Genomic DNA, 15,384 nt, shown 5'->3' on the forward strand with positions numbered 1-15,384 from the left:
CGTTTGGCGGACCAGTCAGCCGACCGCCTGATCCAGCCGGGTGCCCGTCATGCCCGAGCAGAAGGCGCGGGAGGCTATGCGCTCCATCAGGAAGGCGCGGTCCACGCCGGCGGGGCCGGGCAGTTCGGACAAGGCGCGATAGGCGCGGCGCAGGACCTCGCCGCGGGTGGCGCCGCAGACCATCAAATGGGTGCACGGCAGGCGGCGGTCGCCGCAGCCGTCGATGCGCATTTCCAGCACGTGCGGCGCAATGGGATCGTGTTCGGCAAGCGGCATGTCGTGCCCGCGGGCCTGCGTCTGCGCGTCGATGACGCGGAAGACGCCGCTGCGGTCGTCCAGCGAAAACGACACGGTGCCGGCGGCCTGCCAGCCGCGGTCGCGCGCCACGCTGGCGGCCACTGTGCGCAATGCGCTTTCGATCGAGGCCGCCAGATGCGGCGCGGGGCACTCCGCAATGAGGACCCGCGCGTCGCGCCAGACGCTGCGTTCCCAGGCACGGCCGGTGGCCAATTCGCCTGTCGCGGCGGCAGACACGTGGATATCAAGCCGGCGCTCGCGGCCCGCGGCCGGGCCGGCAAAGTCCGTGGGCGGTCCCCGCCTGCTTGTGGCGCCGCCCGATGACATGACTGTGGATACTTTGGCGCCCATGGCCCCTCCTGGTCTTTCTGCTTGCCCGGCAAGCGTATCACCTTCGGATGACGAGCAACTTTTGTGCCATGCGCGGCAGCCCGGGGAGCGGGGCCTTTGCGCCCGCCGCCATGCACCGCAAACAGGCGGCGGCGCGCCGGGCGCCGCACCACGGCGGGGCAGGCCGCACCGGGTAAATGCCCTACTCCGCCCGAAGGATGAAGCCCCCCGCGCCGATGGGGGATAATCCAACTTTGACCCCTGCCATAGCGGCTTGGATGTACGGGTTTACCATTACCCGGCAGCCGCCGCGCTGTCCCCCTCAACAAGGAACCGTCGTGGGCAACAATACACAATTTCCGGCCTCTGTTTTCAAGGCATATGACATTCGCGGCACCGTGCCGGACCTGATCGACGCAACCTTTGCCCGTTCGCTCGGCGTGGCGCTTGCCGCCCGCGCCCGCGAACAGGGCGTGCAGACGCTGGTGGTCGGGCGCGACGGCCGCCTCAGCAGCGAAATGCTGTCGCTGGCCCTGCAGGAAGGCATGCTGGAAGGCGGCGTCGATACGCTGGACATTGGCATGGTGCCCACGCCGCTCGTCTACTTTGCCGCGAACATCATGCAGACCGGCTCGGGCGTGGCCATTACCGGCAGCCACAATCCCCCCAAGTACAACGGATTCAAGATGATGATGGGCGGCCGCGCGCTGTTTGGCGAAGATGTCCAGCAGCTGGCGCAGACTATGAACGGGCAAGCCCTGGCCCCCGCCCCTGAACCCGGCACGCGCCGCCAGCTCGATCTGGCGCAGACCTACATCGCGCGCGTGGCCTCGGGCGTCAAACTGGCGCGTCCCATGAAGATCGCCATCGATTGCGGCAACGGCGTCGCCGGCGCAGTGGCGCCGCAGGTCTTTCGCGCGCTGGGCTGCGAGGTCGACGAACTGTTCTGCGACGTGGACGGCAACTTTCCCAACCATCACCCCGATCCCGCCGAACCCAAGAACCTGCAGGACCTGATCAAGCACGTCGCCGAGACCGATTGCGAACTCGGCCTGGCCTTCGACGGCGACGGCGACCGCCTGGGCGTGGTCACCAAATCCGGCCAGATCATCTGGCCCGACCGCCAGCTCGTCCTCTTTGCCCGCGACGTGCTCGAGCGCAATCCCGGCGCGACCATCATCTATGACGTCAAGTGCAGCCGCCACGTGGGCCTGTCGGTCGAGGCCGCCGGCGGCGCCGCGCTGATGTGGAAGACGGGCCATTCGCTGGTCAAGGCCAAGCTGGCCGAGACCGGCGCGCCGCTGGCCGGCGAAATGAGCGGCCACATCTTCTTCAAGGAACGCTGGTACGGGTTTGACGACGGTCTGTACACCGGCGCCCGCCTGCTGGAAATCGTGTCGCGCGCAGCCGACGCCTGCGCCCCGCTCGAAGCCCTGCCGCAAGACGTGTCCACGCCGGAGCTCAAGCTGGAAATGGAAGAAGGCCAGCCGTTCACGCTGGTCAAGGCCTTGCAGGAGCAAGGCCAGTTTCCCGACGCCAAGCGCGTGATCACGATCGACGGCGTGCGTGCCGAGTACGCCGACGGCTTCGGTCTGGCGCGGCCGTCCAACACCACGCCGGTCGTCGTGCTGCGCTTCGAGGCGCAAAGCGAAGCGGCCCTCGCGCGCATCCAGGCCGACTTCCGCCGCGAACTGGGCAAGCTCGCCCCGAACGCCACTCTGCCATTCTGATCCGCCCATGTCGTTAGCCAACAGCCCCGCGTGGCAGCAGTTCACCGCCGCAACACGCACGGCATCCCGGGATGGCCAGAAGCTGCGCGTCATCAATGCGCCCGGGCTGCGCCTGGACCTGAGCGCACAGGCGCAATCGCCCGAACTACTCGCCGCCTCGCGGGCGCTGCTGGCGCAGCAGGACTTCGATACCTGGCGCGCGCGCCTGTTCGATGGCGGTCAGGCCAATTGGACGGAAGGACGCGCCGCCTGGCATACCGCCTTGCGCGCGGCCGAGCCCCCCGCAATGGTGGCCAAGGCGGTGCTTGCCGAGCGCGAACGCCTGCGCGAATTCGTGCGCGCCGCCGACGCGGCCGGCCGCTACAGCGGCGTGCTGCATCTGGGCATTGGCGGCAGCGATTGGGGACCGCGCCTGGTCACCCGCGCGCTGCGCCACGAGGGCGCGCGCCGCGACGTGCGGTTTGCGTCCAACGTGGACTCGCATTCGGTTGCCGAAGCGATGAGCCACCTGGATCCGCACAACACGCTGGTCATCGTCGCCTCCAAGTCGTTCACCACCACCGAGCCGCTGGCCAACGCCGAGGTCGCGATGAACTGGCTGCGCAAAGCCGGCGTCGCCGATCCGATCAAACAGGTCGTGGCGATCACCTGCAACGTCGAGGCGGCGCTCAACCTGGGCATCCTGCCCGACCACATCTTCCAGATCTGGGACTGGGTCGGCGGCCGCTATTCGCTGTGGTCCGCGATCGGCCTGCCGGTCGCGCTGGCGTTCGGCAACGACACTTTCGACCGGCTGCTGGCGGGCGCGGCGGCCATGGACGACCATTTCCGCAACGCGCCGCCGGACGAGAACGCGCCCTTGCAGCTGGCGCTGGCCGGCGTGGCCAACCGCAGCGTGCTGGGCTATGACTCGCTGGTGATCGCGCCCTACGATTCGCGGCTGCATCACATCGTGCCGTGGGCCCAGCAGCTTGAAATGGAATCGCTGGGCAAGGTCGCGACGGCCGACGGCAGTCCCGCCGGTGTGCCGACCGGTCCCGCGGTGTGGGGGATGCCGGGCACCGATTGCCAGCACACGTTCTTCCAGTGGCTGCATCAGGATGCGGCCGGCGCGCCGGTGGACTTCATCCTGTGCGAACAGCCGGACCATGCGTACGCCCGGCACCACGAACTGCTGGTCGCCAACTGCCTGGCGCAGCGTTCGGCGCTTTTGCGCGGCAAGACCTTTGAAGAAGCCCTGGCGGAAACCTCCGCCACGGAACGCGATCCGGCACGCGCGCGCCTGCTGGCGCAACACCGCGTGCACCCGGGCGGACGGCCGTCGTCGCTGATCGTGCTGCCGCGCCTGGAAGCCTATACGCTGGGCGCGCTGCTGGCCCTGTACGAGCACAAGGTGTTCACGCAAGGCGTGATCTGGGGCATCAACCCCTTCGATCAGTGGGGCGTGGAGTTTGGCAAGGTGTTGGCCAAGAACATCATGCGCGAGCTGGACGCGCCCCAGCCCAGCCAGCAGGACCCGTCCACGCGCTTCTGGATCGACGCGATCAGGCGCTAAGCGCGTCGTACAGCGCGACGTGAATGCGCGCGACCTGGTTGATGTCGAACTCGCGCTCGGCGAGCGCCCTGCCCGCCGCGCCCATCGCCTGGCGCAATGCCGCGTCCTTGGCCAGGCGGGCAATGGCGCCGGCCAGGGCGGCGGCGTCCCGCACCGGCACCAGGAGGCCGGTGACGTTAGGCTCGATCGCGTCACGGCAGCCCGGCACGTCGGTCGTCACGACCGCGCGTCCGCAGGCGGCGGCCTCGATCAAGGATTTCGGCAGGCCTTCGCGGTAGGACGGCAGCACCGCGATGTGCGCGGCCGCATACAGCGCCGCCACATCCGATCGTTCGCCCAGCGCCTGCACGCAGCCGTCCTGCTGCCACGCGTCGACATCGGCCTGCGTGGCGGAAGCCGGGTTGCCGGCGTCCAGTCCGCCCACCAGTTGCATCGTCACCGGCACGCCACGTTCGCGCAGCAGCCTTGCCGCCTGCACGAACTCCTGCACGCCCTTGTCGCGCAGCAGGCGCGCCACCATCGTGACAACCACGGGCGGCGCAGGCGGCTCGGCCGTGGGACGGAAGGCGTCAAGGTCCACCCCCGCGCCGCGGATGATGACCACCTGCTCATCGCGTACCGCGCCCAGCGACTTGAGCAGGTCGCGGTCGTTGGCGTTCTGGAAGATCACCCGGCTGTTCGGATGGCCCAGCGCGATGCGATACAGGCGCGCCACCACCGCGCGCACCAGCCGCATCTTCAGCGAATTGGACAGGAACACGAATCCCAATCCGGAAATCGCCGCCACCATGCCCGGCACACGCGCCAGCCGCGCGGCGATACCGCCATACAGCACGGGCTTGATGGTGACCAGGTGCACCACGTCGGGCCGCAGCCGGCGGAACAGCCGGACCAGCGCCAGCAACGTGCCCAGCTCTTGCAGCGGGCGCTTGCCGCTGCGCGTCATGGGAATGGCGTGATGGGTCATGCCCAGCGCCTGGATGTCGGCCACGGCGGGACCGTCCATCGTCGCGACGTGGACGTCGTAGCCCGCCTTCTGCGCGGCCAACGCGACCGGCACGCGGTGCGACATGAAGAATGCCGGGTTATTGACGACAAACAGCAGGCAGCGTCCGGCGCTCATGCTTGGGCTCCCGAAATGCGGTGCCAGACGGCGATATAGCTTTGCACCATGCGTGCAAGATCGAAATGTTCCAGGACGCGCGCGCGTGCGGCTTCGCCCGCGCGCTCGCGGCCTCGCGCGGCCACGTCGCACAGCGCGGACTCGATGCCGCGGGCCAGGGCTTCGGCCTGCTCGGGCGGCACCACCACGCCGGTATCGCCGACGATGTAGGCGGCGTCGCCCACGTCCGTCACCACGCAATACACGCCGCACGCCATGGCCTCGGCCACCACGTTGGGAAAGCCCTCGGCGCAGCTGGACAGCACATGCAGGTCCAGTCCGTTCATGACGGCGGGCACGTCGTCGCTGGGGCCATTGAGCACCACGCGGTCGCGCAGATCCAGTTTGTCGAGCAAGGCGCCAAGCTGCGCGTTGCCTTCGGTCATGTCGCGCCCGATCAGCACGCAGCGCAGCCCCGCGTCGCGGCCATCGCGCACCAGCGCAGCCACGGCGCGCAGCAGGTTGGCGTGGTCCTTGAGCGGATCCCAGCGCGCCACGCAGCCGATCACGGGCACGTCCTCGGACAGTCCCCATGCGGCGCGCACGCGCGAGCGCGCCTGCGGATCCGGCGCGTAGCGCGACAGGTCGTAGCCGTTGGCGATCACGACCATGCGGTCGCGGCGGTAGCCTTTTTCAGCGTGGCGCTGCGCGGCATTTTGCGCGGCGCACACGATGGCGCGCGGCACGCTGCCCGACAGCATGGCGCATGCGCGCAGCACCAGCCGCGCCGAGCGGCTGCTGCGTTCAAGGTGTGCCCCGGAATTGCGGATGCCCCAGGCGATGGCGCGCACGCCCGCCAGGCGGGCCGCCAGGCCGCCGATCAGGTCGGCGTGGTACATCCAGGTCTGCACGGCGTCCGGACGGGTCGAGGCGATCAGACGGCGAAGCGCCAGAAAGCCGCCCAGGCTGACGCGCCCGCGTTTCATGCCCAGCGTGTGCACCGCGACGCCAGCGGCGCGCAGGCGTTCGCCGTAAAGGCCTTCATCGGTCAGCGATACGACCGTGTGCTCGACGTCCGCCTGCGGCCAGGTCGTCAGGCGGAACAGCACGGATTCCGCGCCCCCCTGCCCCAGCCCGGTGATGACGTGCAGAATGCGCAGCGGCCGGGTGCTCATCGCCCCTCCCGCACCGCTTCGAACAGTTCATCCCATTCGGTCAGCACACTGGCAAGCGCGTAGCGCTGGCGCACGGCCGAGGCGGCGCGCGCGCCCAGTTGCTCGCGCAGGGACGCATCGCTCATCAGGCGATGCAAGGCATCGGTCATTGCGACCCGATCGCCCGCCGGCACCAGCAGCGCATCCTGGCCGTCGCGCGTCATCTCGCGCGGACCGCTGGGACAATCGAACGCCGCGCACGGCAGCCCCAGCGACATGGCTTCCAGCAACACATTGGGAAAGCCCTCGACGAGCGAACTGAGCACGAAGGCCTGACCGCGCGCCAGTTCTTCCCATGGCGCTTCCGTGCGGCCGGGCAGGCTGACGCGCGACTGCAGGCGCAGGCGCGCCACCTGCTGTTCAAGCGCGCCGCGCTCGGGGCCTTCACCCCAGATGCGCAGGTTCCAGTCCGGAAACTCCGGCGCAAGCTGCGCGAAGATGTCGATCAGCAGATTGAATTGCTTGTCGGGCACCAGCCGTCCCATCGCGATCAGCTCGCGCGGGCCGGCGTCCTGGCGCTGCTGCACCAGCGGCGCATCCAGCAGCGGCGCGGGCAGCGGATTGGGAATGACGGCCAGACGCCGGATGCCGGGCACCTGACGCGCGAAAGGACCCGCGGTGTCTTCCGCCTGCACGGTCACCATGTCGGCGCGCGGATACAGCACGCGGCGCAGCTTGCGCCAGACAGAGCCCGTGGTGGTATCGGCGATCGGATTGGTGCGCTCGCAGACGATGAGCGGCACATTCAGGCCGCGCGTGGCCAGGATGGCGGCCACGTTGACGTTGGTGAGAAAGGACACGACCACGTCGGGCCGGGAATCGCGGATGTGCTTGCGCAGGACCAGCAATCGCTTGAACGCCGCCATCGCGCCCGTCGCACGGGTGCCGGCCAGATCCGCCAGCCACGCCAGCTGGACCTTGTCCGACAGGGGATAAAAGCAGGTGCCCTTGGACGAGTAGGTGGGCGTCAGGATGACGGTGTCTCCGCGCTCGGACCATGCGTTGACCAGGGTCGCCGCGACGCGTTCCGCGCCGCCGGCGTGCATGGAGCTGACCAGCATCAGTATTTTCATTCCTCAACGGTCCTCAATCGGTCCCCCTTGATCCATCCCCGCCCGGTAGCGGTCCAGCCAGGCCTGCATCATCAGCACGCCCCATAGATGGCTGTCCCAATTGCGATGCCCCGACGAGTGCTCGCGCCATTTGCGCAGGATGGGCTCAGGTTCGAACCAGCCTTCCTGGCGCAGGCGCGACGGATTCAGCAGCGCGTCGGCCCATTCCCGCAAGGGACCGCGCAACCACGCGGCCAGCGGCACGGCAAAGCCGCGCTTGGGGCGGTCGACCAGCGCCTGCGGCACGTGGCGATGCAGGACCTGCCGCAACAGCCACTTGCCCGTGTTGCCGCGCACCTTGTATTGGTGCGGCAGGCTCCAGGCGAATTCATAGACGCGGTGGTCGATGAGGGGCACGCGGGTTTCCAGGCTGACGGCCATCGCCGCGCGGTCCACCTTGACCAGGATGTCGTCGGGCAGGTAGGTCACCGTGTCCAGCTTCATCATCGATTCGAAGAACGACCCCTGCATGGCGCGTTCGAACACCGACTCGGGCTCGACGCCGCCCTTGACCACACGGGCGGGGTCTGACCAATACGACACGAACAGGCGGTAGAACTCGCCTTGCGTGTCCGCGCGCAGCAGCTCGCCCAGCTTGCCGACCTTGCCGCGCCAGGCGCCGCGGCCGGGCAGATGGGTGGAGGCGCTGAGCATCGCGCCGGCCGGCTTGCGCAGCAGGCCGGGCACGCGTTCGAACTGGCGCCACCAGTTGTCCACCCGGAAGTAACGCGAATAGCCACCGAAGAGTTCGTCGCCGCCGTCGCCGGACAAGGCCACCGTGACGTGCTGGCGCGCCATGCGCGTGACGAGCGACGTGGGGATCTGCGACGAGTCGGCAAAAGGTTCGTCATACATGTCGGCCAGCGTGGGCACGACCGCCAACGCGTCGTCCGCGGTGACGTAGAGTTCGGTGTGGTCGGTGCCCAGGTGCGTGGCCACGGCCTTCGCGTGCTGCGCCTCGTCGTAGCCCTTCTCGTGAAAGCCGATGGCGAAGGTGCGCACCGGCTGCGAGCTCTGCGCCTGCATCAACGCCACGATGGTGGACGAATCGATGCCGCCGGACAGGAAGGCGCCCAGGCTCACATCGGACAGCATCTGTCCGCCCACGGCCTTGGACAGCACGCGTTCCAGCGCGTCGGTGGCTTGCGCGTCCGAATCGAACGACAGGCGGTGCTGCGCAGCCGTGTCCGCGGCCTCGCGCGCCGACCAGTACACGCGCGGCTCCGGCATGCGGCGGCTGCGGGTGTCGTCCGCCGAGAACTCGACCCAGGTGCCGGGCGGCAGCTTGGCGATGCCTTCGTAGATCGACTGCGGCGCGGGGATGTAGTTGTGCCGCATGAACGATGCGAGCGCGTTGCGGTTCAGGTTGCGCCCGAACCCCGGAATCGGCATCAGGCCCTTGAGTTCCGAGGCGAACACCAGTTCGGCATTGGAGTAGCCGTAGTAGAGCGGCTTTTCGCCCATGCGATCGCGCGCCAGCACGAGCTTGCGCGCGGCCTTGTCCCACAGCGCGATGGCGAACATGCCGACCGCGGCCTGCAACGTGGCTTCGATGCCCAGCGCGGAAAAGCCCGCGAGCAGGGTCTCGGTGTCCGAATGGCCGCGCCAGGCCGGCGCCCGCGCCGAGTCCTCGAGCTGCTTGCGGATGTCCAGATGGTTGTAGACCTCGCCGTTGAACACCATCACGTAGCGCCCGCACGCGGACGTCATCGGCTGATGGCCGGCTTCGGTCAGGTCCAGGATCGCCAGACGCACGTGCGCCAGCGCGACGCCGGCGTCAGTGTCTTCCCAGAACCCGTTGCTGTCGGGCCCGCGGTGGCGGATGCGCCGGCAGCTGTCCGCCAGCACCTGATCCTTGTTCCCCAGAGGGCCCCAAATTCCGACTATTCCACACATGATGAGATTCTCGTGGTCACCGTAGCAACGGCGCGCGCGGGGCCCTAGCGGCCCTTCGCCCGCACGCCGTCAAAAAGTTCCTGCCATTTCCGCAGCACGCGCACGGCCGAGAATCGGTCGCGCACGTCGGTTGCCGCCTGCGCCAGGCGCGCGCGGCCGTTGTCATCGCCCATGACCACGCCAAGCGCCTCGCACAGCGCGGGCACGTCGCCGTTGGGCCGCACCAGCACGCCATCGATGCCGTGGCGGATGATCTCGCGCGGACCCGTGTCGCAATCGAACGAGACCGCCGCCAGACCGCTTGCCATGGACTCGAGCAACGTGTTGGACAGCCCTTCGAAGCGCGAGGTCAGCACGTAAAGATCGGCGCTGTCGTACCAGTCGCCGACATTGCCGGCACGTCCCGGCATCGAGATGCGCGATTCGAGCCCGGCCTCGCGCACCTGCGCTTCCAACGCCTGGCGCTCGCTGCCCTCGCCCAGAATAACCAGATCCCAGCCGGGGTGCGACGGCGCCAGCTGCGCGAACGCCTGGATCAGCAGGTCGAAACCCTTGTCGCCGTGCAGCCGCCCGACCGCCAGGAGGCGCTTGCGGCCATCCCGGGGAGCCGGCTGCAACAGCGGTTCGGCGCGCGGCAGCGGGAAGTGTACCGGGTTGGGAATGACTGCCAGCCGCGAGCCCGGCACATGCTGTTCCAGCCACTGCGCGGTGCCGCGGGTCAGCGCGACCACGCGCGCGGCGCGCGGATAGGTCAGCCGGCGCAGCCGCTGCCAGAAGCCCGACAACGTCTGGGACGGCGGATGGGTGTGTTCGGTTGCAATGACCTGGCAGTTCAGCCCCGCAGAGGCCAGCACGGCCAGCACCGACGCCGTGGTCATCATGCCCAGCACGATGTCGGGCCGGAACGACTTGATCACGCGGCGCAGCGCGCGCACGCGCTGCAGGTTGCTGAGAATGCCGCGCAGGCCGCCGCCCTCGCCCGCCGTGTGCAGGACCTCGCGGCGCACCTTGGGATGCAGCGCATAGACATCGCCGTCGGCGCTGGCCTGCGTGACCACCATGACCTCGCTGCCCTCGGACGCCCAGTGGGCGCTCAGGTGGGCGGCGACGCGCTCAGCGCCCCCGCCGTGCAGGGAATGGATGAACAGCAACACGCGCGCCGGACGGGCGGGGTCGGCTACGGACATTCAATCGGCCTCCTTGGGTTCGGCCTTGCGCATCGCCACGGCCAGGTAGCAGGCAAAGGACAGCACATACATGAGGCTGGTGGCCAGCATGATGCCGGCCGCGCCCATGCGGGGCGCCAGCACGGTGTTCAGCACGGCCTTCAGCGCAAAATTGGCGACCGCGATGGCGGCCATGATGCGGTAGCGGTTCTGGCTGGCCAGGAGTTGCACCAGGATCAGCACGCCGAAGTAGAACGGCAGCTGCAGCAGGCCCCAGCGCAGCACGTGCGCAACGGCTTCGGTGTTTTCGGCGGTGAAGGCGCCGCGCTGGAACAGCACCGACACGCCCCAGGGCGCCAGAACCCAGCCCAGCGCCACGGCGCCGGCGCCGGCGCCCACCATCAGCAACGACCATTTGAGCGCCATGCTGCGCGCGCGCGCCGTGTCGCCGCGCGCCTGCACGTCGGCCAGCACGGGAAGCGCGGCGCGGCCCACGGACACGGCCCCGATGCCCAGCAACAGGGACAGCAGCCGGCTGGCATAGCCGAGCGTGGCGTTGGCATTGGCGCCCAGGTTGGCGGCCGCGTACTGGTCCAGCGGACCCACAAAGCTCATGGCGACCTGGCCGATCAGCATCACGCCGGCCGCGCCCATCAGTTCAGGCCAATGCGGAGACTTCAGTGTCAGTGACGGCGCGCCCCAGAAGCCGCCGTCGGCGCGCGCAGCCAGCCAGGCCAGCCAGACGGTCTGGATGGCGTATCCCACCAGCGTGCCCCACAGCAGCGGTCCCACGCCCTCGGCGCTGGCGGCCAGCATGACCCACGCCAGCGTTGCCACGGCGGGCACGCTGTCCAGCAGCGTGTTGACGTGGCGTTCCTGCGCGCGCAGCCGCGCGGCGCTGATGCCGGCGATCAGCAGCAACGCCGCCACGGGGGCAAAGGCGATCAGCAGGTCGCCCGTCATGGCGCGCACTTGCGCCGACAGGCCCTGCCCCAGCCAATCCACCACATACGGCCAGGCGAACCACGTCAAGAGGGCCAGTGCGACGCCGGCGGCGGCGACCCAGCCCTGAAGTTCGCGAATGAAGAGTTCCTTCTCGGCCCCGCCGGTGCGCGCCAGGCGCACCAGCACCGGGATCAGCACCACCGACAGCACGCCCACGATCGTGACGGGCAGCCAGGTGCCCATGGTCATCGTGAACTGGTAGGCGTCTACGGCGTCGCTGACGCCGTAGCGGTACGCCACCGCCATCTCCTTGATGGCGCCGGCAGCCTTGCCCAGCAGCAGAAACACCGCCACCCGGAACGCGCCTTTGAAGATGCGCTGATGATCCGGGTGGATGTTGCCGAGTTTTCGGACGAGTGCTTTCAACGCAGGAACTGCGTGTACCAGGGCATGGCGACTTCCAGGCCTTGCAGCACCGTGTGCGTGGGCGCATAGCCCAGCAGGCGGCCGGCCTTGCCGATGTCGGCCTGCGAGTGGCGCACATCGCCCGCGCGGAAGTCAGCGTAGACCGGCTGCTTGGTGTAGTTCACGCCTTGATTGCCCAGGGCCTGCACCAGGAAGCTGAACAGCTGGTTCAGGGTGCTGCGGCCGCTGACGGCCACGTTGTAGACCTGGTTGCGGGCCTCGGGCGCGGCCAGCGCGCCCAGGATGTTGGCCTGCACCGCGTTTTCCACAAAGCAGAAGTCGCGGCTGGTCTCGCCGTCGCCATTGATGGTGACGTCCTTGCCCTGGATCATCGCGGCGGTCCACTTCGGGATCACGGCGGCGTAGGCGCCGTCCGGATCCTGCCGCTTGCCGAACACGTTGAAGTAACGCAGACCCACCGTCTCGAAGCCGTAGGAGCGCGCGAAGACGTCGGCATAGAGCTCGTTGACGTACTTGGTCACGGCGTACGGCGACAGCGGCTTGCCGATGTTTTCCTCGACCTTGGGCAGCGCCGGATGGTCGCCGTAAGTGGAGCTGGACGCCGCATAGACGAACGACTTCACCTTGGCGTCGCGCGCCGCGACCAGCATGTTCAGGAAACCGCCGATGTTGACTTCGTTGGTCGTGATGGGGTCATTGAGCGAGCGCGGCACCGAGCCCAGCGCGGCCTGGTGCAGCACGTAGTCCACGCCTTCGGCCGCGCGGCGGCAGGCGTCCAAGTCACGGATGTCGCCTTCGATGAAGGTGAAGCGCGCCCACTGCTGCGGCGAAACCGAAGCCTGGACTTCGTCCAGATTGCGCTGGTGACCGGTCGCGAAGTTGTCCAGGCCGGTCACGGTCTGGTCAAGCTTGAGCAAGGTTTCCAGCAGGTTCGAGCCGATGAAGCCGGCGCAGCCAGTCACCAGCCACTTGCGCGGCGCGGCGGACAGTTCCTGGGTGACAGTCTCGAATCGTGTGGTCATGGCGAAATCCTTTACAGACGCAGGTCGGATTCAGCGGGCGACAGCACGTACTTCAGGTCGTACAGGATGTGTTGCGGCTTGCCGAGCTTGCGGATGCCTTCGGCGCCCATGTCCTTGAACTGGTTGTGCGCCACGGCGAGGATCACGGCGTCGTACTTGCCTTCCTCGGGCTTGGCCACCGGCGTCAGGCCGTATTCGTGCATGGCTTCGTCGGCGTCCACCCACGGATCGTAGATGTCCACGTCGACGTTGTAGTCGCCCAGTTCACGGACGATGTCCACGATGCGCGTGTTGCGCAGGTCGGGGCAGTTTTCCTTGAAGGCCAGGCCCATCACCAGCACGCGGGCGCCCTGCACGTGAATGCGGCGCTTGGTCATGCACTTGACCAGCTGCGACACCACGTAGCTGCCCATGGAGTCGTTCAGGCGGCGGCCCGCCAGGATGATCTCGGGGTGGTAGCCGATGGACTGCGCCTTGTGCGTCAGGTAGTACGGGTCCACGCCAATGCAGTGACCGCCCACCAGGCCCGGACGGAACGGCAGGAAGTTCCACTTGGTGCCGGCGGCCTGCAGCACGGCTTCGGTGTCGATGCCCATCTTGTTGAAGATCAGGGCCAGTTCGTTGATGAGCGCGATGTTCACGTCGCGCTGGGTGTTCTCGATCACCTTGGCGGCTTCAGCGACGCGGATGCTGGACGCCTTGTGCGTGCCGGCGGTGATGATTTCCTTGTAGAGCTTGTCGACCAGGTCAGCGACTTCCGGGGTCGAGCCCGAGGTGACCTTCTTGATCGTGCTGACGCGGTGTTCCTTGTCGCCCGGGTTGATGCGCTCGGGGCTGTAGCCGGCGAAGAAGTCCTCGTTGAACTTCAGGCCCGACACGCGCTCCAGCACCGGCACGCAGTCTTCCTCGGTGGCGCCGGGATAGACGGTGGATTCATAGATGACGATGTCGCCGCGCTTGAGCACCGCACCGATGGTCTCGCTGGCCTTGACCAGCGGGGTCAGGTCCGGCTGCTTGTATTCGTCGATGGGGGTGGGCACGGTCACGATGAACACGTTGGCCTCGCCCAGTTCGGCGCGATCGGCGGTGTAGCTCAGCTGCTTGGCCTCGGCCAGCTCGGCGTCGCTGACTTCCAGCGTGTGGTCGTGGCCCGCCTTCAGCGCGTCGATGCGGCGCGTGTTGATGTCAAAGCCAATGACCGGGCGCTTCTTGCCGAATTCCACGGCCAGGGGCAGACCGACGTAGCCAAGGCCGACGACAGCGAGTTTCACATCCTGGATTCGCAACATAACTCTCCCTTCACCGTAGAACGTTTACGGCATTTTAAAGATGGTCTGGTGATGGATACCGAGCCCCCGGCGGCTATCGCCGGGGCACTCAAACTAATCGGTGGTTCGCAGCACGGACGGCAGCAAGAGCCACCCCGGGCGGCGCCAGGAGACCAGGCGCGCGTACAGCCAGATATAGACGCTGGCAAAGACAACCAGGCTGGCGCTCAGGGCCCAGGCGTTGTCCCACCAGATCGTGGCTGGCACCAGCCCGATCAGCGCCAGGACCCACATGTACGGGGACGCCAGCGCATTGCAAAGCGCGGGGACGGCGTGGCGCCGGCCGCGGCTGAAGGTGACCCGGACCAGCCGGCGGAACACGAGCTGGTGCAAGTGCAGCGCATCGGGCTGATCCACCGGCACGCCGCGCTTGAAGCGGCGGCGCCAGATCGAGAAACCGGTTTCGAAGACGGGGTAGAACAGGACCGCCAGCGCGTAGAACGGCGACACGGACGGGTTGCGCACCACCAGCAGCACGGCCAGTTCGGCCAGCATGAAGCCCAGGAAGTACGCGCCGCCATCGCCCAGGAAGACGCGGCCAAACGGGAAGTTCCACACGAGAAAGCCCAGGGTGGCCGACGCCAGCGCCGCGGCCACCAGGAAGATCGGCACATCGCCGACCTGCAGGGCAACCAGGCTGATCGACACCGCCATCAGCGTGGCGACCATGCCGGCCAGGCCGTTCATGCCGTCCACGATATTCAAGGCATGGGTACAGCCGCCCACCGCGAACATGGTGAACAGCAGCGAAACAGGCCAGAACGAAAGCACGTAATCCACAGGGGCCATGCCGACACGGCTGACGCCGCCCAGCAGCCACCACGCGATGGCCGCGGATAGAAAAGCGGCCAGCAAACGCTTGCTGGCGCCGATGTCCTTGGTAATGTCTTCAAGCAGGCCGGCCACGAAAACGGGCAACGCCGCGACGAACAGCGCGGGCCACAGCCAGGTAAGGGTCATGTTGCTGGGTCCGAGGACCAGCAGGCCAGCCAGCGTACCGGCAAGCACCGCCAGACCGCCGACGCGGGGCGTCGCGCGGGAATGATTGGCTTGGGGCTTGTTGAGGTCGCTATCGCCGGTAAACGCGCCATGCCAGCGCTCGGACGCCACGATGAGTCCCCCCACCATGAACGCGACCACGCATATGTACAGCCAGGTCACTGGATCACCTCTGGTTGGTCTATCGAGACAGGCCCGCCATTATCGGAGGCAGGTGTAACGCCCATATATGGGAGGGATAAAGAAGTGCAATTCCGCGGCA

Annotated in this window: 12 protein-coding genes; 2 read left to right on the plus strand and 10 right to left on the minus strand. The window is 67.9% G+C overall.

Annotation, left to right across the window (positions count from 1 at the left end):
• Window positions 1-15: 15 nt before the first annotated feature.
• On the minus strand, window positions 16-648 hold the full coding sequence (locus tag V6V88_RS23595) for a hypothetical protein (RefSeq protein ID WP_081100967.1): 633 nt from the start codon (window positions 646-648) through the stop codon (window positions 16-18).
• 317 nt (window positions 649-965) lie between these two features.
• Between V6V88_RS23595 and V6V88_RS23600 the strand changes: the two genes are divergently transcribed.
• Window positions 966-2,357 carry a phosphomannomutase/phosphoglucomutase gene (locus V6V88_RS23600; RefSeq protein WP_338616609.1) on the plus strand — a complete coding sequence of 464 codons (1,392 nt, stop codon included), beginning with the start codon at window positions 966-968 and terminating at the stop codon, window positions 2,355-2,357.
• Between the two features lie 7 nt (window positions 2,358-2,364).
• Window positions 2,365-3,912, plus strand: coding sequence for a glucose-6-phosphate isomerase (gene pgi, locus V6V88_RS23605; RefSeq protein WP_338616611.1), 1,548 nt, complete (start codon window positions 2,365-2,367; stop codon window positions 3,910-3,912).
• On the opposite strand, the gene V6V88_RS23610 is transcribed toward pgi, so the two are convergent.
• The 9 genes from V6V88_RS23610 to V6V88_RS23650 form a co-directional block, all read right to left on the minus strand.
• The gene (locus V6V88_RS23610; protein ID WP_223573020.1) at window positions 3,902-5,035 is read right to left on the minus strand and encodes a glycosyltransferase family 4 protein; all 1,134 of its coding nucleotides are present in this window, start codon (window positions 5,033-5,035) and stop codon (window positions 3,902-3,904) included. The two genes, pgi and V6V88_RS23610, sit on opposite strands and share 11 nt — an antisense overlap.
• Window positions 5,032-6,189 (minus strand): glycosyltransferase, encoded by a 1,158-nt coding sequence (locus V6V88_RS23615; RefSeq protein ID WP_338616612.1) that lies wholly within the window; start codon window positions 6,187-6,189, stop codon window positions 5,032-5,034. Before V6V88_RS23615 ends, V6V88_RS23610 begins: the two co-directional genes overlap by 4 nt.
• Window positions 6,186-7,301 (minus strand): glycosyltransferase family 4 protein, encoded by a 1,116-nt coding sequence (locus V6V88_RS23620; RefSeq protein WP_338616614.1) that lies wholly within the window; start codon window positions 7,299-7,301, stop codon window positions 6,186-6,188. The genes V6V88_RS23615 and V6V88_RS23620 overlap by 4 nt, the downstream gene beginning before the upstream one ends.
• Window positions 7,302-7,304: 3 nt before the next feature.
• Window positions 7,305-9,236, minus strand: a complete 1,932-nt coding sequence (gene asnB / locus V6V88_RS23625; RefSeq protein WP_142053168.1) for an asparagine synthase (glutamine-hydrolyzing) — start codon at window positions 9,234-9,236, stop codon at window positions 7,305-7,307.
• A gap of 44 nt (window positions 9,237-9,280) precedes the next feature.
• The gene (locus tag V6V88_RS23630; protein WP_338616617.1) at window positions 9,281-10,423 is read right to left on the minus strand and encodes a glycosyltransferase family 4 protein; all 1,143 of its coding nucleotides are present in this window, start codon (window positions 10,421-10,423) and stop codon (window positions 9,281-9,283) included.
• Window positions 10,424-11,773 (minus strand): lipid II flippase MurJ, encoded by a 1,350-nt coding sequence (locus V6V88_RS23635; RefSeq protein ID WP_056325292.1) that lies wholly within the window; start codon window positions 11,771-11,773, stop codon window positions 10,424-10,426.
• The gene (locus V6V88_RS23640; protein WP_062839990.1) at window positions 11,770-12,795 is read right to left on the minus strand and encodes an SDR family oxidoreductase; all 1,026 of its coding nucleotides are present in this window, start codon (window positions 12,793-12,795) and stop codon (window positions 11,770-11,772) included. The genes V6V88_RS23635 and V6V88_RS23640 overlap by 4 nt, the downstream gene beginning before the upstream one ends.
• Window positions 12,796-12,806: 11 nt before the next feature.
• Window positions 12,807-14,084, minus strand: coding sequence for a Vi polysaccharide biosynthesis UDP-N-acetylglucosamine C-6 dehydrogenase TviB (gene tviB / locus V6V88_RS23645; RefSeq protein WP_128828976.1), 1,278 nt, complete (start codon window positions 14,082-14,084; stop codon window positions 12,807-12,809).
• 93 nt (window positions 14,085-14,177) lie between these two features.
• A complete protein-coding gene (locus V6V88_RS23650) occupies window positions 14,178-15,284 on the minus strand; it encodes a glycosyltransferase (protein ID WP_056325286.1) in 1,107 nt (368 codons plus the stop codon).
• Between the last annotated feature and the right edge of the window lie 100 nt (window positions 15,285-15,384).

The sequence above is a fragment of the Achromobacter sp. E1 genome (genome assembly GCF_037039475.1).
Classification (GTDB): domain Bacteria; phylum Pseudomonadota; class Gammaproteobacteria; order Burkholderiales; family Burkholderiaceae_B; genus Achromobacter; species Achromobacter mucicolens.